This is a genomic window from Candidatus Poriferisodalis sp. (assembly GCF_965237655.1).
Lineage (GTDB): Bacteria > Actinomycetota > Acidimicrobiia > Acidimicrobiales > Poriferisodalaceae > Poriferisodalis.
In genome coordinates, this window is the sequence record NZ_CBDEGB010000001.1 from 87,621 (window position 1) to 106,292 (window position 18,672).

The following is an 18,672-nucleotide window of genomic DNA, read 5'->3' on the forward strand; positions in this document are numbered from 1 at the left end:
CCGATGAGGGCGTTGATCTCGGTGTGGGACAAGACCGGCGTGGTGGACTTCGCGACTCGGCTGTCGGGGCTTGGCTGGGAGATTGTGTCGAGCGGCGGGACCGCTGGGGCACTGGCCGATGCGGGTGTGCCGGTGCTGGCGGTGGAAGACGTGACCGGCAGCCCCGAGATGCTCGACGGTCGGGTGAAGACGCTGCACCCGCGGATCCACGGCGGAATCCTGGCGGACCGGTCGAAGCCTGCCCATCTGGCGTCATTGGATGAGCACGGCATTGCGGCCATCGACCTGGTGGTGTGCAACCTGTACCCGTTCCGGTCCGATCCGGGTCCGGAGCTGATCGACATCGGCGGACCGGCGATGGTGCGGGCCGCCGCCAAGAACCACGGCGACGACGCCGGTGGTGTCGGTGTGGTGGTTGACCCGGCCGATTACGAGCCGGTGCTGGCCGAGCTGGCTGAGCTGGGTGCGTTGAGCCCCGCGACCCGGCGGCGGCTGGCGCGGGGCGCCTTTGCACATACGGCTGCGTACGACGCGGCGATTGTCAGCTGGCTGGACGAGCCGGCCGACGACGATGCGGAGTCCGGGACGGCCGATCCGGGGGGCGCTCCCCTGCCGCCCACCGTGCATCTGGCGCTGGAGCGGGTCGACGAGTGCCGCTACGGCGAGAACCCGCACCACCTCGGGGCCCGGTATCGCCCGGTCGGCGAGCTGACCTGGTGGGACCACGCCTTCCAACACCGCGGGCTGGCGCTGAGCTATCTGAATTTCTTCGACGCCGATGCGGCTTGGCGAATCGTGCACGACCTGGGCGATGCCGAGGACTGCCCGGCTGTGGTCATTGTGAAGCACGCCAACCCGTGCGGTGCGGCCGCCGGCGACGATCTTGCCGACACCTACCAGCGGGCGTACGACTGCGATGCCCGCTCGGCGTTCGGAGGCATCGTGGCGTTCAACCGGGTGGTCGACCTGGACACGGTCGAACGCCTGGAAGCCGCGGCACAGGCCGACTTGGTGATCGCGCCCGGGTACGAGGACGGTGTGATCGAGCGCATCGCGGCGAAACGACGCAACACCCGCGTGCTGGAGGGGCCTCGGCCTGACGCCGCAGGCATCTCGCTGCGGCAGATCAACGGCGGCTGGTTGGCGCAGTCGCCGCATGCCTTCGCCTCAGCGCCCGAGGACTGGCAGGTGGTGACCCAACGCCGGCCGACCGAGCAGGAGCTGGCCGACGCCCGCTTCGCCTGGCGAGTGTGCGGGCATGTCACGTCGAACGCCATCGTGCTGGCGCGTGACCGCACGGCGTGGGGCATCGGTGCCGGCCAGCAGAACCGGGTGGAGTCAGGCCAGCTCGCCGCCTCAAAGGCCGACGGGCGTGCCGCGGGCGGCGCCTGCGCCAGCGACGCCTTCTACCCGTTCCCCGACGGCGTCGAAGCCGCCGCCGAAGCCGGCGTGGCGGTAGTGGTGCAGCCCGGCGGCGCCCTGCGGGACGACGACGTCATCGCCCGAGCCAACCAACTCGGCCTCGCCATGCTCTTCACCGGCGAGCGTCAGTTCCGGCACTAGCGAGCGCCGGAACGATCAGACACAGTCGGCACTAGCGAGTGCCGGAGCCATCAGGCACAGCCACCACTGGCCAGTGCCGGAGCAAACAAGGGCGCTAGCGCTCGCGGCGTTGGGTCCAGGAGTCGATCGAGACCGCACCGAGGATGACCGCCCCTTGGATGACCCGCTGCCAGATGGGATCGATTTGATGCAGGTTGAAGCCATTGATCATCAGCGCAATGAAGAATGCCCCTGCGATTGTGCGCCAGACAGCGCCTTCGCCGCCCGCGATGGATGTACCGCCCACAACGACCGCAGCAATCACTCCGAACACGAAACTGAAATCGTCGGACGGCAGCGCTGACAACGACCTCGACGACGACACAACCCCGGCCAAGCCGGCTGCAGCGCCAGCCAGAGCGAAACAGATTGTCGTGACGCGCGCGACTGGTACCCCTGCGAGGCGTGCTGCTTCGGCGTTGCCGCCGGTTGCATACACGTGGCGGCCGAAGCGTGTGCGGCTCAACAGCAACCACGCCGTTGCCACCACGACAGCCGCAATCCAAGCTCCGGTAGTAATGCCCAACCAGCGGGTTCGGGCGATGGCGGGATAGGCGTCAGTGGAGACGCGCAGGACGCTGCGATCACTCACCAAGAAGCCGATCCCGAACACCATGAACGATGTGGCGAGCGTGGCGATGAACGAGTTCACCTTCAGGGCAGTTACGACTAGGCCATTAGCGACTCCGACGACAAGTCCCACGACCACACCCGCCGCAGCCGCCAAGGGCGCGTTGCCGGTGGCGTTCTCCACTTGCAGGGCGAAGAGCGGCGCCACGACGAATACTGATGCAGCCGAGATGTCGAAACCACCCGCAATCATGGTGATCGTCGCGAACGAGGCTGCGATGAGCAGCGCAGATTGCTGGTCGAGGATGTTGCGGAAATTGGCCTGACTCAAGAATCCGTCGGTAGTCACGGCCAAGAGAAAGAAGAGTGCGACGGTGACGGCGGCGATGCCGTAGCGACGAATTGCAGGAAGGGCTTGCGAGATCACGGCCGCTCCTTCTCCCCTGGACAGACGCCGTGGTCGACACCGGAACCGTTGTCGTTGCCCGTTCCGAAGGCGGCGGCCAGCAGGTTGGCCTCGACGATGTCGTCGCCGACGAATTCGGCGACAATCCGGCCGCTGCGCATCACCAGCGCCCGGTGACAGGTGCCGATCACCTCATCAAGCTCGGATGAGACGAGCAGCACAGCGCAGCCCTTCCGCGCCAGGTCATTGACCGTCTCGTAGATGGAGCGCTTCGATCCGACGTCGACGCCCCGCGTGGGTTCGTCGGCAATCAGCAGCGTGAGCTCACCGAGCACAGCCCGGGCAAACAGCACCTTTTGCTGGTTGCCGCCGGAGAGGTGTGCAACTGGTGTCATCAGGCTTGGTGCACGCACGTCCACCTTGTCGCAGGCATGGATCGCCGCCTGTTCCTCTTGGCGCTTCCGGATGCCGAAGCGTCCAACGAAACTGCGCAGATTCGGCAGCGTGGTGTTGTCGACCACGGACCGCGGGGCGATCAGGCCCTGATGGCGGCGTGACTCCGGGATCAAGCGCACGCCATTGGCCAGTGCATCTTGGACGGTCCCCGCCAACGGTCGTCCGTCGATTGTGACTGAGCCCGATCCAGTTGGCGAAGCACCGTAGAACGCATGAGCCGCTTCGCTTCTTCCTGCGCCGACGAGCCCAACCAACCCGACGATCTCGCCCGATCGGACGCTCAGCGACACGTCAAAGAAGTCGATGCTGCGTGAACTCGGAGTACTTCGTCCCTCTACTTGGGCGAACCGATGCTTGTTCGAAACATCCGGTGAACCACCGATGGACGCGCTCTGGGTCCCACTGCGCAGCGATTCGGCTGACTCTGCGCCGGCCGAACAGAGGCCATCGACTCGCAGCACAACCCGCGCATCGTCGGATGGCGCGGGTGGCTTGGCCGGAAATACGTCGTCGATGTGTCGGCCAGTCATGCCCTCCACCAGCGACTCGTGCGTCTCGGTGTCGGCGGGGCCGGTGCGCACAACGCGCCCATCGCGCATGACCGTGACGGTGTCGGAGACGGACAGCACTTCGTCGAGAAAGTGCGATACGTACACCACGGCCACCCCACGCGCTGCCAGCTCGCGCACGGTATGGCGTAGTTCGCGGGCCTCGTGACTGGCCAGCCGAGCTGTTGGCTCGTCGAGGACCACAAGACGAGACCGTCGCCCCAAGGCACGCAGAATCTCCACTTTCTGCTGGTCGGCGACGGCCAGTGATCCGACTCGGGCGTCGACGGGCACGCTCAAGCCGTGTTCGACGATTAGCGCCTCGACTCTGCTCCGGTTCGCTCTGCGCCTGACAAAAGGGCCGACATGTTCTTCGGTTCCGAGCATGACGTTGTCCACGACGCTCATCGACGGCAGCAGCGAGAGCTCTTGTGCAACTCCGACGAGGCCTTGAGCGACGCCCTCCGCGGGGCTATCGAGGCGCAGCGGCGAACCATCCAGAGTTAGCTCGCCCGAGTCGGGCGTGTGAATCCCGAGTACCACACCAGCCAGGGTTGACTTGCCGGCTCCATTCTCGCCGACCAGCCCATGGACGCGGCCAGCCTCGAACTCCACGGTCACGTCCTTGAGGGCATCCGTCGCGCCGAAGCGCTTGCTCACGTTGCGCACGCTGACAAGCGCTCCGGCGGACGTCATCTCTGAACCATGCCCGCTTCAACCCCGGGAGGGGAAGGGGCGGCGGGCTGGCTCAGCCGTCCCACTGCGCGGTGAACAGGCTCACGTTGTCGGCCGTCACCAGTCCATTGTCCGGGAGATCAACAAGTGGGTCCACTCCACTGAAATCGGGTCCACCGGTCAGGGCCGAGACCATGGCTTCCATGGCGATGCGGCCCTCGTCGCCGGGGGCGCCGAAGACTCCACCGAACCACCGTCCAGCAGCGATGCCCTCAAGTGCTGGCGTCGACCCTCCCCAGCCGACGAGCCGGACATGATCCAGCTTGTCCTCCTCGGCGAGAACGATCTCCGCTCCCTGCACCGACTGGTCAGCACCGACGAGCACGTCGAAGTCAGGCGCTATTTGCAATATGTCCTGCGTGGCGTTGATGCCGCCTTCGGGACCCAGATACTGGCCTTCACCCTCAGCGACGACCTTGATGGACGGATGCCCCGCGATGACTTCATCGAGCCCAGCGCGAGCCGCGTCGTCAATTGGTAAACCCTTGATGCCGTAGATGTACACGACCTCGCAAGGGTCGCGATCCGCGCAGGCGAGCACGGTTAGCTCGCCGAGACGTCTGCCGTTGACAAACGGAGCAGCCATCACGTTGGCACTGACACCGGCCACCTGAGGTTCTGATGTTGAGAAATCCTCGCCCACGACCTGGTTCAGGATGACTACCTCCATGCCTGCGTCATGAGCGGCGGCGATGTCGGGAGCTGAGGCAATTCCATTGACCGACACCAAGATGACTCCGTCGTACGTGCCGGAAGCAATCACATCCTGGAATTGCGTTGTTTGCAGACCGGGATCGAACTGGGCGTCGAACTCAGTGATCTCCACGTTGTTGGCCGCCGCCACCGCCTCCATCTCGAGGCGCGAGGACAGCAGCCAGGTGTTGGCTGAACTGGCCGATAAGTAGGCAACTTGGAAAGGCTCTTCAGATTCGACGGGTTCCGGCTGGTCTTCGGCACCTTCGTCGTCCTGGGTGGATGTTTCTGTTGTTGTTGCGGCTTCGGTCTCCGGCTCTGACTCCGGTGTGACCTCGGCGCCGTCGTCGACCGAAGTTGTGGACTCCGTCTGGTCCCCGCCGGCGGCTCCATCGTCACTGTCGCCGCACGCGGCGGCGACGAGAGCGAGGACTGCGACGAGAGCCAGCCAGACGAACGAGAGTCGCCTTCGCGAGATTGTCGCCATGAGGCGTCACCTCCTACTGGTTTGTCGCTCGACCTGTGTCGAGTCGATCAAACAATAAGAGGCACCCCTGAACGGAGATCGATGCGATTTGAACAGTTGTAAGGCTATTGAAGTGCGTTCTGCACACCGGAGCTTGGTTCACGGTTGATTCGCAGCATTCGGCAGGCCAATTGCAGCGAAAGCCGGGTTTCGGCGTCGTCGAGGGCGACGCCCAACAGCCCCGCAATGCGGCGCATCCGGTTGGCAACGGTGTTGCGGTGGAGCCCGAGCATCTGCGCCGCCTCAGTCGTGGAGCAGCTTGCATCGAGATACACCTCGAGGGTTCGCGCTAGCTCGTGGTCGCTGTCGACGTCGAGGACCGGCTGAAGGATGAACCGCGCATAGCGGGCGAAGTCGTCAGAGCCGAACCATCCCATGAGCACTCGCTGGACGCCGAGTTGGTCGATGTGGGCCGCACCTGAGCGGCCACCGAACCGCGCATTGGCAATCAGCGCTGCCTCGTGGGCTTCCGCCAGCGATCTACGAAGCCCGCTCAGGTCGAGGTATGGACGACCAATACCGGCGTGAGCCTGCAAGCCTGAGTGGGCATCCACGAACTCTTCCAGTGCGTCGCCAAGTTCTTGCACCATCACCGAGTAGGTCTCCACTGCCGGCTCCGATGCGTCAGTGATCCAGCCACTCCATCCGTCATTGCGCTCCACCAGCGGGCCGTCCATCCCCACTTCGCGCAGCCGCTCGCGGACCTCGGCGTGCAGGTCGATGATTCTCGAGGTGTTTGCTCCCCGAAGCTTGATGTGAAGGCCCGTATTCCATCCCGCGGCGCTCCACCCCAGTGCCAGCATCTGATTGCGGATGTCACGCTCATGGAGATCGCTGGTCGCCAACAGCTCGTTGAGCACCGCTATGCGGCGCCGTGCGTCGCTCTCGGTTCGTGCTCGAGCCGACGACAGCAGGGCAGCCAGATACCAGGAGCCGATCAGCATCAGGGAGCGGAGCAGTCGCTGCACTCCCTGCGACCCCGCGCACTCAGCCATCAACCAGTAGTCGGCCTCTTCATCGCGTTCGCCCAACGTCAGGATGATCGGCGTGCTGTGAAGAGCCGCTTCGGTTGAGTTGTCCACCAAGTGCGCTGTGTCCGATGCAAGTCGTCGAGCGCCGATCTCGACAGCATCTCCGGCCACCAGACTGCGATCTTGGCCCAATAAGAAAACCCTTGAGGCACTGAGGCTCGCGATGGCGTCGAGAACTCGTTCGACACTGGCTGCGTGCGTGCGACTAAGCGTGGCGAGGAGCGAATGCACCGCGGAGGCATGCTCCACATCAGACGCCCACAATTGTGTCCGCAAACGGTGAGTGAGCGTCATGGCGTCGACCTCAGGCACCACCACCAAGGGCACGTCGAACCGGTTGGCGAGACGGCGCACTCCGAGTCCTAGCTCGAAGCCGGAATTGGTGACGACGAGGCTTGCCGCGCCTGCATCGGCGACGGTACGGATGGCCATGTCGATTTGGTAGAAGTGCTCGCCAATTCCAGCTGCGTCAAGCACGACAACTTCACCCGGCAGCAGCGGGGAGTCAGCCTTGAGCCGCATGTACAGCACCACCTCGGCAACAGCGGCGTTCAACCCAGCTTCGCCCGCGAGGAGCTCGGCTTCGGTGAGCACGGGCGAGGCCAACAATTGCCTCACCGTGATCGTGCGCTCATTGCCCATGTCCCAAACCTACTGACGCAGTTCTGCGGGAATCGATGCAGTCCTGCAGTGTTGGCACGGCACCGTCGCTATGGCACGGCAGCGCGGAAGAAATCGAGCATGTTGGCGCTGGCGAAGCGGGCTGCCCGACGCACTCCGAACCGCTCGACAAGTCGGGGAGCCAGGTTCGCGAAGTCGGCTGGCGCCTTCAGGCCTTCGATCAGGGAGAGGTCGGAGGGATCAACCAAGAGCTGTCGGCCGAGAATCGGATCGACTGTACGGACGAGATCATCGATGAAATCGGCGCCGACAGCGACACGACCGTCGCCCGCGACGCCTGCCGCATGCTCAATGTGGTCGACGAAACCGTCGATGGTGGGTGCCGTTTCCGATACGAACGGCCCGAAGGCATTGATCGCCACGAACCCTCCGGAGGCGGCCACCAATTCGATCTGGGCGTCGGTGAGGTTGCGGGGATGGTCACATAGCGCCCGACACGACGAGTGACTTGCCACGAACGATCCTGCTGTCAGCTCCGCAAGATGCTCCAATCCCGCTGCTGACAAGTGACTGACGTCAAGCACCATCTGCAGACGGTCCATCTCAGTCACAGCCTCAACTCCAAGAGATGAGAGGCGGCCGCCCGTACCGGATTCTGCGGTGCCGTCGGCCAGCATGGTTCGTCGATTCCACGTCAGCGATGCCATACGCACTCCCAGTCGAAAGAGCGTCTCGAACATGGAAATCGAAGAGCCGACGGGTTCACCGCCCTCCAACGCGAGAAGCAAGGCGATCCGGCCGCTGTCGATGACCCGGTCGATGTCAGCACCGTGCTCCACGATGGCGACATCTGTCTTGTGAATCTCGGTGATCTCACGAGCGAGAGCGATGATCTCGAGAGTCCGCCGCAATGCCGCCTCGCCGACAAATTGTTCCTCGGTGAAGATGGGAAGAACTTGGAACACCACGCCTCCCGCTCGTAGTCCCGGCAGCCAATCGTCGCCGAAGGGATCGGCTACACCTCGCTCATGCCGGTGCATGCAAGCCAAGAGCAGATCATTGTGAGAGTCAGCCATCGGCAAGCGACGCCGCTCAGCATCGGCGGATGTCACTCTGCTTGACCCCAACCGGAGCACGAGGCGTCGGCTATACGCATGCGCATCTCAAGCAAGAGGGCCGACAGCCTTCACCATGACCCGACATCCGCCACCGGGCACGTACGTCATCGGCACCTCCGTAACCGTGGTGATGCGTATGCGGTCGGGATGAGCGCCGGACCGCACCGCGGCATGTGCCGCCAATTCCTTGGCGTCGTCGAGGCACGCCTCCCGGCCCGTCCGGTCATAGCTGTAGACGCGGTCGACGGTTCCGGAGGCCTCGGCGATTCCGGCCCCGTACGCATTCGCCACCGAATAGCTCTCGGGGCGCAGAACCTCGGATATGCCTTGCACCTGCTCGGCGATGAGGTGAGCACCTCCACCCACCGCCAAGAGGGGTATCTCGGCCCGGTTCGACTTCATGCGATCGCTCATGGTCGACACTTGCTCGTCCACCCACTTCAAAGCGTCACGCACGAGTCTGGCGTCCAGGTGCGCAACCAAGGCCGGGTCGCCGAAGCCTTCGAAGCGTCCTGACGCCAGCGACACATCCGAGAGCGTCAACGTTCCGCCTCCTGCACAGAGAGCCTCCTTGGCCACGGCATAGCCCACCGAGTCTGGGCCGATCGCGAGGACGGATCCGTTGCCTGCCCGAGCGTCGCGCACCACGGTGCCGCCGCCTAGACCGATGGAGATCAGGTCCGGCATGCGGAAGTTGGTTCGCACACCGCCCACCTCGACCGCTGCAGTCGACTCGCGTGGAAATCCGTCCACCAGAATGCCTGCGTCGGCTGAAGTGCCGCCGACGTCGATGACGACAGCATCGTTCACCCCGGCCAGCGCGCACGCTCCCCGCATTGAATTGGTTGGTCCCGACCCGAGGGTGAGCACGGGGAAGCGCCCGGCCTCGACCGCGGTGAGGAGCGTTCCGTCGTTCTGGGTGAGGTAGGCGTCCACAGCGAGGTCGTGGGCGGCGAGGGCATCCTCGAATCCGTTCACCACGCTGGACGCCACGCTCAGCAGTGCCGCATTGAGGATCGTGGCGTTCTCGCGTTCCAGCAATCCCAGCGAACCCACTTGATGACTCAGGGACACCGGAAAGTCTGGCCCGAGCTCGGAGCTGAGAATGTCGCCAGCTCGTAACTCGTGTTCGCTGCTGGCCGGGCTGAACGCAGCCGATACAGCGATCGCATTGCATCCCGCCGCGGTGGCGTCCACCGAGAAGCGGCGGGCTGCATCGGTGTCGAGTGGAGCTATTTCCGCTCCGGTGTACTCGTTGCCTCCCTCGATGATGGCGGAAAGACCGATCACCGTGGCTCGGATGTCGTTGGGCCAAGCGGCGCCCGGTCGCACGCCGAGCGACGAAGGCGCCGCCAGACGCAACACGCCCACCGTGTCGAGCCCTCGACGCTGGATGATGGCGTTAGTCGGGTGGGTCGTGCCGAGCATCGCCTTGGTGACCAACAGCTTGTTCACCTCCGACAGCACGCGGTCGAGCGATTCGCGGATGCCGTCGATGGGTTCGGAGGTGGTGGCGACTTTGACTGCTTTGACTACGTTGCCGGCGCTGTCGATGACCACTGCGTCAGTGTTCGTGCCCCCAACATCGATACCGATGCGGAACTCCTCGTCTGTGCTCATGCCGACAGCTCCACAAAGTCGATGTCGTATCCGAACGCCCTTGGTCCGACGAGGTCGAGCATCCCCTCCTGATGCCACTCCGGTGCGCAAGGCATGCCGATCACCAGCACACGATTCCCGTAGGCCAGCGCTTCGGTGGTGATGGGTTCGAAGGTCTCGCAGTCGAGCAAACAGATGAGGTTGGGGGTCGTGATAGTGGGCTCGCCGTCTAGGAATGCGATGAGGTTTTCGTTCTGTACCTCAATGCGCATCGTGGCATCGTGTCCGTCGAGGTCCTCAAGGATCACGGTGGACCGGGCGAAGCCGTCGGTGGTTCGCCTGTCGAGGTCCATCACCTTTCCGGTGAAGAACTCTCGGGACCCGGACTCACTGAGGAACCGTTCCCACGCGCCGTTGTTGCCGTCCTTCACGTCTTGCAGCAAACGCCCCACCTCCATGCAGTACGTCAGCGAACCTTGAATGGCGTGCTGTGCGACCTGCGCGGCCGTGAGGGGATAACAGCTAATGGAATTCGCCAATCCCAGCTGGATGACCGCTGTTCGGGCCAGTGTCTCGGCCACATGGTTGGTAGTCGTCTCAAATACGCACTGATTTCCCTTCTCGTCTGCAACGGACAACGGGCCAGCCGGCAAGCCAGCGAGTGTGAACACCGTCATCTCGATCTGCGGGAATGCCCGGCGCATCGAATCGGCGTTCACGATGGGAAGGCTCATCTCTGCGGCAGTCGCGATCGGCAGCAAGGTGTTGCAACCACCGACTTCGATAGGCATGATCGCAGCGGGCTCCTTACCGAGGTACGAAGCGAGCGCCTTGACGCCGGCTACGTACTCGGTCCCGGCAGGAATTTTCTCCAAGATCACCGTGGGAGCGCCAATTACCGCTGTGGTCAGCACCAGTGCTTCGGGCGGCAGGTCAGCGGCATTTACCACTTTGACCGGCCCGTACGTTTCAAGGGCCTGATGGGCGACGAGCTTGGCAATGTAAGGGTCTCCGCCGCCTCCAGTGCCCAGCAGGGTGGCGCCCAGACAGAGCGCCTCGATGTCGTCGGCTGTCAACGTTTCCATTGCGTCTCCGTCAGGTCGATGTTCTTTGGCCCCGGCAGCAAACCTTCGGCAACGGTCACGATGTCGAACGCAACTGAGGGGACAGGTCTGCGGTCAAGGCCGAGGGTCGAAGTCGAGCACGGGTTCCACCATCGGAATCCACTCGAGTTCGCGGGCCGGCACTGATTCGTAGCCGCCTACTCGACTGGTACGCCAACCGTGATCAGCCCCCAACGCTGCGAGAAACTCTGCGTACCGCAAAGGAGCAGTGATGGCATCAATGACTGGCACGCCGATCTTCTCCTGCACTTCGCGGTAGAAGCCGAACTCGATGGTGCAACCCAATACGACCGAATCGGCACCGTCGACGTGCACGGCGCGCTCCGCTTCATCCAAGATGCGCTGCTGGGTTGCTTCTGCATCGGCTTGGAACTCGTCAACGCCCATCTCCAGCACCCTGAACGCCGCCAGATGGTCGCCGTATCCGTACTTGACGACGTTCTCGCGCATCTCGGGGATCCACTTTCGGCGGCCGACAAGAATGGCGACTCGTTCGCCGACGGTGGCCGCTATGTGGAGGCAGGCTTCGGCGGGAGCGGTGACGGCCATCGGGCCTGCCAGCTCCCGAGCTCCGCGCAAGAAGGGGTCGTAGAAGCAACCGACCACTGCGGCGTCATAGCCCCTTTGCTCGGCGGCCCAGCGCACAACGCCCATCGTTGGTCCGGCCACGACCGCCTCTAGAGCGTTCCATTCCAAGTGCTGGGGGCCGGCACCAGGCAGAGAGCACACGTCGACTCGAGTGGTCGCTGAGGCCTCGCGCCGCAGCTCTGCTCCAATTGGAGCGTCGTAGGCGTCAGTACCGACTGGGTTGATCCACAGAATCCGGGCCATCCGCTGTCTCCCTTACGTGTCCCGCGGACTGAGAGATTCACATTATTTGGAGACGCCGTAGATAGATCATGGGCAATCAGCTCAGTCTCCATAGAGTATGTGTGCAAAGCGCACTGATCAACTAGAGAACCGAGCAGGACTGAGTTCAATGGCAAGTTCTCCAACACCATCGGCGGGCGTATCTCCGCCGATCACATCGGCTGTCAATGACGCGATGGCTGGGGACGTCTGAATTCCGGTGCCGCCCTGGCCGGCGCACCAGAAGAAGCCTTCGACGTTGCGGTCGAACCCGACGACCGGGATGCGATCGGGTGCGAACGTCCGCAGGCCGGCCCAGGTCGAGCGAACGGAGCGGATTCCCAGCCGGGTCGCCTGATTGATGGCCTCAATGCCCGCGGCAACGTCGAGTTCGCGTGGCCGCGCGTCGCATGGGCTATCGAGTTGCTCATCGGCCGGCGACCCCAGTATCTGGCCCGGACCTTCCGGCTTGAAGTAGAAGGTCTCATTGGCGGCGATCACCAGCGGCCAATCATCGGCGTCATGACTGGTCGGGAAGGTAAAAATCGTGCGGCGAAGCGGCCGCATGCCCACCGCGTCCGCGCCGGCCAAGGAAGCGACTTCGTCGGCCCATGCGCCTGCAGCATTCACCACGACACCGCAACTCAGCACGGCGTTGTGCGTCTCGATCCGCCATCCATTGCCCTCTCGAACAAGCCCGCAGACGCGGTGCTGCCGCAAGATCGTCGCACCGTGAGCACGTGCGCCCCGTACGAAGGCCTGGTGGAGGCTGGCAACGTCAATGTCGAAGCCGCCATATTCGATGACGCCCCCGGCGAGCCAATCCGGGTCGAGCGCGCCGCAGACCTCAATCGCCTGCGCTACGTCGAGAAGCTCGCAACCGGTTGCTGTGGTCTGGTTGGCCTCGACCCGCTCGTCGAGATGATCCTCAAAGCCAACGGGCGCCACCCACAGAACATTGCGCGGCAGCAACACGGCGCTGTCGGCAAACCCATCGGCATTCGAATCCAGAAAGTCCCGCGACTCAGCGCTCAGCAACCTGTTCGCCGGCTCGCCGTAGGAGGCCAAGAACTGCGCAGCAGATCGACCAGTGCTATGGGCAGTCAAGGTGGCCTCGCGCTCGACGACGGCGACCTGCTGGCCGCGCCGCGCCAGAGCAAACGCGGCGGACACGCCAGCAATGCCTCCGCCCACAACCACCACATCGAATGAGAGAGACGAGTCAGCGGCCATGGCTCACGCAGATTCTCCGAACCCCTCCAGCAAAGGCTCCCAGAAACCTGTGCCTTCTGGGGCCACCAGTGAAAGCGATCTGCTCTGCAAACCCGCCAACGGATGTCGATGGCATCTACACGACATTGCCGTAGCGATGTGCAGTTTGGCTGACGACTTGCTCGCGGAGATAGTGGAGCAACTCAATGCGGCCATCGGCGATGACTGGGTCATCGCAAATATGTACGCCGGCGTTGGTGGCAGCCTCTCTCAGCTCAACGCCGCATGTTCCCAACAGCCGCATGCGCTGCACGCCAAGTGAGCGAAGTCGGGCCGCAAGCTCTTCACCCGACTCCTCGACGGCGTGCGACTCGAGCACGTGTACGCCGCATCGACCGGCCGCCGCCCGTACGCGTTCGATGTCCCTGGGGGCAGCGTCAACTTCCACGCGCAGCGCCATGGACGGCAGGGCCCGGTAGCGGAACACGTTGGTCTCGCAGAACAATCCTGATGGGTCGTGCTCGACGCCAAACTCTGCATGCCACTCAACCTCGTCGCTGGCGCGGGCCGCCTCCAACCATGCGCTGTCGCTGAGGCCGGTCTCGACGGGATGCCACGTTCCGAGCCGGGATACATAGTTCGGCCCTCCGGCCTTCGCACCAGGGCCAACCGAGGATTGCTTCCAGCCCCCGAACGGCTGCCGACACACAATGGCACCAGTGATGGCACGGTTGACATAAGCGTTACCGACTTCGACGGTGTCGGTCCAGCCACGGATCTCGCCGGGATCGAGCGTGTGGATTCCTCCAGTGAGTCCATAGGCGCTCGAGTTCTGAATACGGATGGCGTGGTCGAGCGACTCGGCCTGCATCAGACCCAAGACTGGGCCGAAGCACTCCGTACGAGCAAACCACGAATCGGGCTGGACGCCAATCCGCACTCCGGGTGACCACAGTTGATCACCGATCTGGCGGGGTTCGACGAGCCACTCCTCGCCGTCGTCAAGCTGTGTGAGTCCCCGGAGCAGTTTGGGATCGGGATGGCAAACGATCGGGCCCAAGGTTGTGGCCACGTGGGTGCTGGGGCCGACCGCGAGGCTCGTAACAGCGTCGACGAGTTGGCGGCGGAGACGAGGGGATGTGTAGGCGTCTCCCACGCAGATCGCCAAGCTGGCAGCCGAGCACTTCTGACCGGAGTGCCCGAAGGCCGATGACACCAAGTCTCGAACCGCCAAGTCGACGTCGGCGTTGGGCGTTATCACCATGGCGTTCTTGCCTGAGGTCTCTGCAAACAGCCGCAGGTCGGGCTTCCACGAACGGAACATCCTTGCTGTGTCGTATGCACCAGTGAGGATGACGGCGTCGATGAGTGGGTGGCTGACCAAATGGCGCCCAACTTTGTCGTCGAGAGTCCGGATGAATCCGACCAGTCCCTCTGGCAGATCGGCGGCCCGACAGCACTGCACCACAATCTCAGCGCAGCGGGGTGTCTCGGGTGCAGGTTTGAGGATGGCCGCGTTGCCTGCCGCAAGCGCAGCGAACACTCCGCCAGAGGGAATGGCCACCGGGAAATTCCACGGCGGCACGACCAATATGGTTCCAAATGGCTGGAAGCGGGACTGCTCGCAGCCATCCAATTCGCAAGCCCGCTCTCCATACCAGCGAGCAAAGTCGATTGCCTCGGACACCTCCGGATCTGCCTCGGCAATCGTCTTGTGGCCCTCGCGGATCATGGCGGCCACCAACTCACCCCTCTTTCGGTTCAATTCGTCGGCCACGCGCCACAGCAGGTCACGGCGTTCTCGTGCTGGCCTGCCGATCCAGGCCGGCTGCGCGGCCGCGGCCGCGTTGACGGCCCTGTCGACAATCGCCGTCTCGCGGGTGACGGTTGCAGTGGGGCCGTTCCAGTCCAGGCTCAGAAGTTCATTGGCCCAAGCTCGATTGGCCGGCAACGCCGGATCGGTGTCTGGTTCGTTGAAGAAACCCCGTCTCGGATCGACGAAAGCGACTCGGTGACGGCGATTCTGCTGGCGACGAGGTACACGGTCGACCGCCCAGCGCTCCGCAACGGCCGTTCGAAACTTGCGCTCTTCAGAATCAAACGCAGCGGTACGAGGTTGTAGGCCGAACAGATGATGGATGAAGTTCTCGTCGGATGAATTCTCCTCAAGGCGCCGGAAGAGATAGCTGATAGCAACGTCAATGTCGTTCTCGGCGACTGCCGGGGTGTAGAGCAGCACACCTCGGCCTTCGCGGCGAAGCAGTCCGGCCTGAGTCGGCGCCATGCCCTCGAGCATTTCGAACTCCACCCGGTGACGGACCCCGCGCTGGCCGGCAAGCAGGTCGGTCCATGCCATGTCGAAGAGATTGTGGCTGGCCAGGCCGAACCGCACCGACGCCGTGCGATCTTCGGTAAGAGCCCAATCGAGGCAGCGCTTGTAGTTGGCGTCGGTCTCGGCCTTCGTGGCGTAGGGCGCTTGAACCCAACCGTGGATGGCCGCTTCGACGCGTTCCATCGCAAGATTCGCGCCCTTCACCAAACGGATCTTGATGGTGCCGTGCCGGTCGCCCAAGGCGACCTTTCGGTTGTGCCAGTCGACGAGGTACCTCAACGTGTCGAACGAGTCCGGGAGATAGGCCTGCAGCGCGACCCCCGCGTCAATGTCCGCGAACTCAGGTTCATCAAGCAGCGTCGTGAAGGCATTCGTCGTGAGTTCCAAGTCGCGATACTCCTCCATGTCGAAGTTCACGAACGTCGCGGGACGCGTCATGCGGGCGGCTCTGACCAGCGGGCGCAGAGCATCGGATACTCGGGAGAGGGAGCCGTCGAAGTCCCAAGGATTGAGCTGAGAAACAACCGATGACACCTTGACCGACACATAGTCCACGTCAGGCAGCGTCAGAGTGTCGAGCACCTCCCGGTGTCGTCGGCTGGCTTCGGCGTCGCCGAGGACAGCCTCGCCGAGCATGTTCACGTTCAGCGCAAAGCCTTCTGCAGACCGAGCACGAAGATGAGCCGCCAGCCGAGCGGGATCGGAGTCAACAACGAGGTGCCCTACTAGCGCCCTCATCCTGCGCTGGGCGATCGGCATCACCTGGCGAGGCAACCGCGAGCCTAGCCACGCACCGGCTCGAAGCAGAGTTCGGTCAAGTGGCGACAAGAACGCCGGCAGCGACGCCTCTTGCACAAGCGATACCAGTTGATCGGCGGCGACCGCTGCGTTCTCTGGCCGCATGACCCGGTCGACGAATCGCATCGCGAAAGCGGTGGCCGTTTCATCGGTCACGACCTCGGCCAGACGATTGACCGTGGCTCGGTCCCGCCGAGAGATGCTGCGATCAGCCGCTTCAAGCCATAGCACGACGCGCTCAACAGCCTCGTCCGAGAGAGAACCTGCACCACCAGTGTTTCTCGCCATTGACCGACCGGTCCCTCCCGTTAGGGGCAGAAGGAGTTGGCAACCGAGGCAACGTGCGCGAATGACATTCCCAGCTCCAATTCCATCAGTTCCTCGCCTGGGTGATTTCCGAGAACGACTCCACAGATGTCGTTCTGGGTGAGCCCCCTCACGCACATCCTTCCGCCGAGAGTGCTCGACAGGTTGATCAGCGAATGTATGTGGCCGCAGGCATGGCATTCGATGGGCACATCGCAACCTCAGATCGTTGCAGGAGCGCGATCTGCCCATGACGCGCGAGTCCCAGCGCCGCGGCTCGTTCTTGAGAGCAGAAATCGATGAGGTGCGGCGCCGTCGAGTGTGTCATCTTTTCTAGGTGAATTTCAGTGACTTTCCTGATTCGATCGCCGCACCATATTCAAGCAGTATGCATGATGGTTTCATGCTAGTTTCATGCAATGGCGAATCTTCAGGTGCGGAACATGTCGCACGAACTCCATGAACGTCTGCGGCGACATGCCGAGCGGCAGAACTGCTCGATGAGCGCAGTTGTGCTCCGGGCTATCGAGCACGAACTCGAGCAATCTGAGTGGCTCGAGCGTTGGAAGTCGCGCCCAGAAATCGACATCGGAATCAGCGCCGCGGAAGTGCTCGCTGAAGTGCGCCGTGAACGCGACGAGGAACTCGCGTGGCGCGATTCGTAGTCGACGCGTCTGCGGCAGTGGAGTACCTGCTCCGGTCTCCCGTCGGGCTGACGCTCGCCGACACGCTCAACGTGGCACACATCGACGCTCCCGAGATTCTCGATGCAGAGGTCATGTCGACGTTCCGCAGGCACGTCAATAGGCAAGCCCTCGCACCAGAGCAGGCCGAGAGGCTGCTCGACGATCTCGCCGTCTGGCCCATCAACCGCATTTCGCATCGGTTTCTCGCGCGCTCGGCGTGGAGGCACAGGCACAACGTCAGCGCGTACGAGGCCATGTATGTGGCCACAGCCGAAGCTGTCGATGCGCCGCTGCTTACCGCGGACGGCAAACTAGCCCGGGCACCGAACCTTGGAATTGCCGTTCACTACGTCTCGTTGACGTGAACGGTGGGGCGGGCGAGATCAGCCCAGGAGGCCCATTCCGGCGACGGTGTCGCGCTCTTCGACAAGCTCCGCCCAGGTGGCCTCGATGCGGGCCCGGCTAAAGGTGTCGAGCTCGAGTCCGGTCACCACGTGGTACTGGCCGGCTGACACCGTTACCGGGTACGACGTGATGATCCCGTCGGGAGCGCCGTAGTCGCCGGTGGACGGGATGGCCATCGACACCCAGTCGCCGCCGGGCGTGTCCGACGCCCAGTCGCGCATGTGATCCACGGCGGCAGACGCTGCCGAGGCAGCCGACGATGCGCCACGGGCATTGATGATGGCCGCGCCGCGCTGCTGCACCGTCGGGATGAAGTCGTCCTCCAGCCACGCCTGGTCGTCGACCAGCGCCGCTGCATTGTGACCGCCCACCTCGGCGTGGAAGATGTCCGGGTACTGCGTGGCGGAGTGGTTCCCCCAGATCGTCATGCGGGTCACGTCGTTGACGGACATGCCGGCCTTGCCGGCCAGCTGTGCTATGGCCCGGTTGTGATCGAGGCGGGTCATGGCCGTGAACTGCCCGTCGGCAATGCTGAGCGCGTTGCGCATGGCGATCAGGCAGTTGGTGTTGGCAGGGTTGCCCACCACCAACACCCGCACGCTCGGGTTCGCAGCGTCGCTGAGCGCCTTTCCCTGCACGGTGAAGATGCCGCCGTTGGCTTGGAGCAGGTCGCTGCGCTCCATGCCCGCCTTGCGAGGCATCGAGCCCACCAGCAGCGCGTAGTCGGCGCCCTCGAACGCCTCGTTCGGGTCTGAGGTGCCCTTGCGCACGGCCAGCAGCGGGAAGGCGCAGTCGTCGAGCTCCATCATCACGCCGTCGAGCGCACCCATCGCGGGCGGGATCTCCAGCATCCGCAGCTCAACCGGCTGGTCGGGGCCGAGCATCGCTCCCGAGGCGATCCGGAACAGCAGGCTGTAGCCGATCTGGCCCGCAGCTCCTGTCACGGCAACCCGGACTGGATTCTTGACGGCTGGATCGTTCACTGCACTCTCCTGGGTCGGCAAACCGGGAACCCGTCCGGGCTGCGGGCGTTTCTAGCGCAGCAGCGTGGCAAC

At 63.8% G+C, this 18,672-nt stretch carries 14 protein-coding genes; 3 read left to right on the top strand and 11 right to left on the bottom strand.

The features are described from left to right. Window positions 1-3: 3 nt before the first annotated feature. The gene (purH, locus tag ACPXYO_RS00405; protein ID WP_423915766.1) at window positions 4-1,563 is read left to right on the top strand and encodes a bifunctional phosphoribosylaminoimidazolecarboxamide formyltransferase/IMP cyclohydrolase; all 1,560 of its coding nucleotides are present in this window, start codon (window positions 4-6) and stop codon (window positions 1,561-1,563) included. 94 nt (window positions 1,564-1,657) lie between these two features. Here purH and ACPXYO_RS00410 read toward each other — a convergent pair whose 3' ends face one another. The 10 genes from ACPXYO_RS00410 to ACPXYO_RS00455 form a co-directional block, all read right to left on the bottom strand. Further along, on the bottom strand, window positions 1,658-2,599 hold the full coding sequence (locus ACPXYO_RS00410) for an ABC transporter permease (protein WP_423915768.1): 942 nt from the start codon (window positions 2,597-2,599) through the stop codon (window positions 1,658-1,660). Continuing rightward, complete coding sequence (locus tag ACPXYO_RS00415; protein ID WP_423915769.1) at window positions 2,596-4,278, bottom strand: sugar ABC transporter ATP-binding protein; 1,683 nt, start codon at window positions 4,276-4,278, stop codon at window positions 2,596-2,598. The genes ACPXYO_RS00410 and ACPXYO_RS00415 overlap by 4 nt, the downstream gene beginning before the upstream one ends. A 52-nt stretch (window positions 4,279-4,330) precedes the next feature. Next, window positions 4,331-5,497 (bottom strand): sugar ABC transporter substrate-binding protein, encoded by a 1,167-nt coding sequence (locus tag ACPXYO_RS00420; protein WP_423915771.1) that lies wholly within the window; start codon window positions 5,495-5,497, stop codon window positions 4,331-4,333. A 104-nt stretch (window positions 5,498-5,601) separates the two neighbouring features. Further along, window positions 5,602-7,209 carry a helix-turn-helix domain-containing protein gene (locus ACPXYO_RS00425; RefSeq protein WP_423915773.1) on the bottom strand — a complete coding sequence of 536 codons (1,608 nt, stop codon included), beginning with the start codon at window positions 7,207-7,209 and terminating at the stop codon, window positions 5,602-5,604. Window positions 7,210-7,277: 68 nt separating this feature from the next. Beyond that, window positions 7,278-8,264, bottom strand: coding sequence for a dipeptidase (locus ACPXYO_RS00430; protein ID WP_423915775.1), 987 nt, complete (start codon window positions 8,262-8,264; stop codon window positions 7,278-7,280). 87 nt (window positions 8,265-8,351) lie between these two features. After that, window positions 8,352-9,926, bottom strand: a complete 1,575-nt coding sequence (locus ACPXYO_RS00435; protein WP_423915777.1) for a hydantoinase/oxoprolinase N-terminal domain-containing protein — start codon at window positions 9,924-9,926, stop codon at window positions 8,352-8,354. Beyond that, entirely contained in the window at window positions 9,923-10,990 is a 1,068-nt protein-coding gene (locus tag ACPXYO_RS00440; protein WP_423915779.1) for a DUF917 domain-containing protein, read from the bottom strand. The genes ACPXYO_RS00435 and ACPXYO_RS00440 overlap by 4 nt, the downstream gene beginning before the upstream one ends. A 93-nt stretch (window positions 10,991-11,083) precedes the next feature. Next, a complete protein-coding gene (locus ACPXYO_RS00445) occupies window positions 11,084-11,860 on the bottom strand; it encodes an aspartate/glutamate racemase family protein (protein WP_423915780.1) in 777 nt (258 codons plus the stop codon). Between the two features lie 117 nt (window positions 11,861-11,977). Then, a complete protein-coding gene (locus tag ACPXYO_RS00450) occupies window positions 11,978-13,111 on the bottom strand; it encodes an NAD(P)/FAD-dependent oxidoreductase (RefSeq protein WP_423915782.1) in 1,134 nt (377 codons plus the stop codon). Window positions 13,112-13,226: 115 nt separating this feature from the next. Then, window positions 13,227-16,508, bottom strand: coding sequence for a bifunctional proline dehydrogenase/L-glutamate gamma-semialdehyde dehydrogenase (locus tag ACPXYO_RS00455; protein ID WP_423915783.1), 3,282 nt, complete (start codon window positions 16,506-16,508; stop codon window positions 13,227-13,229). Between the two features lie 437 nt (window positions 16,509-16,945). On the opposite strand from ACPXYO_RS00455, the gene ACPXYO_RS00460 reads away from it, so the two are divergent. Together ACPXYO_RS00460 and ACPXYO_RS00465 are read left to right on the top strand one after the other, a co-directional pair. Further along, window positions 16,946-17,191 carry a FitA-like ribbon-helix-helix domain-containing protein gene (locus ACPXYO_RS00460; protein WP_423915785.1) on the top strand — a complete coding sequence of 82 codons (246 nt, stop codon included), beginning with the start codon at window positions 16,946-16,948 and terminating at the stop codon, window positions 17,189-17,191. Continuing rightward, window positions 17,176-17,577: a type II toxin-antitoxin system VapC family toxin gene (locus tag ACPXYO_RS00465; protein ID WP_423915787.1), complete on the top strand. Its 402-nt coding sequence runs from the start codon at window positions 17,176-17,178 to the stop codon at window positions 17,575-17,577. The genes ACPXYO_RS00460 and ACPXYO_RS00465 overlap by 16 nt, the downstream gene beginning before the upstream one ends. A gap of 18 nt (window positions 17,578-17,595) precedes the next feature. Here the strand turns inward: ACPXYO_RS00465 and ACPXYO_RS00470 are convergent, their stop codons facing one another. Continuing rightward, window positions 17,596-18,600 (bottom strand): malate dehydrogenase, encoded by a 1,005-nt coding sequence (locus ACPXYO_RS00470; RefSeq protein WP_423915789.1) that lies wholly within the window; start codon window positions 18,598-18,600, stop codon window positions 17,596-17,598. Between the last annotated feature and the right edge of the window lie 72 nt (window positions 18,601-18,672).

Bases quoted from the DNA above. Each gene is read 5' to 3' on its own strand.
- ACPXYO_RS00440 (WP_423915779.1), bottom strand. From the start codon at position 10,990: ATGGAAACGTTGACAGCCGACGACATCGAGGCGCTCTGTCTGGGCGCC.
- ACPXYO_RS00415 (WP_423915769.1), bottom strand. From the start codon at position 4,278: ATGACGTCCGCCGGAGCGCTTGTCAGCGTGCGCAACGTGAGCAAGCGC.
- ACPXYO_RS00460 (WP_423915785.1), top strand. From the start codon at position 16,946: ATGGCGAATCTTCAGGTGCGGAACATGTCGCACGAACTCCATGAACGT.
- ACPXYO_RS00420 (WP_423915771.1), bottom strand. From the start codon at position 5,497: ATGGCGACAATCTCGCGAAGGCGACTCTCGTTCGTCTGGCTGGCTCTC.
- ACPXYO_RS00435 (WP_423915777.1), bottom strand. From the start codon at position 9,926: ATGAGCACAGACGAGGAGTTCCGCATCGGTATCGATGTTGGGGGCACG.
- ACPXYO_RS00445 (WP_423915780.1), bottom strand. From the start codon at position 11,860: ATGGCCCGGATTCTGTGGATCAACCCAGTCGGTACTGACGCCTACGAC.
- ACPXYO_RS00425 (WP_423915773.1), bottom strand. From the start codon at position 7,209: ATGGGCAATGAGCGCACGATCACGGTGAGGCAATTGTTGGCCTCGCCC.
- purH (WP_423915766.1), top strand. From the start codon at position 4: ATGAGGGCGTTGATCTCGGTGTGGGACAAGACCGGCGTGGTGGACTTC.
- ACPXYO_RS00450 (WP_423915782.1), bottom strand. From the start codon at position 13,111: ATGGCCGCTGACTCGTCTCTCTCATTCGATGTGGTGGTTGTGGGCGGA.
- ACPXYO_RS00430 (WP_423915775.1), bottom strand. From the start codon at position 8,264: ATGGCTGACTCTCACAATGATCTGCTCTTGGCTTGCATGCACCGGCAT.
- ACPXYO_RS00455 (WP_423915783.1), bottom strand. From the start codon at position 16,508: ATGGCGAGAAACACTGGTGGTGCAGGTTCTCTCTCGGACGAGGCTGTT.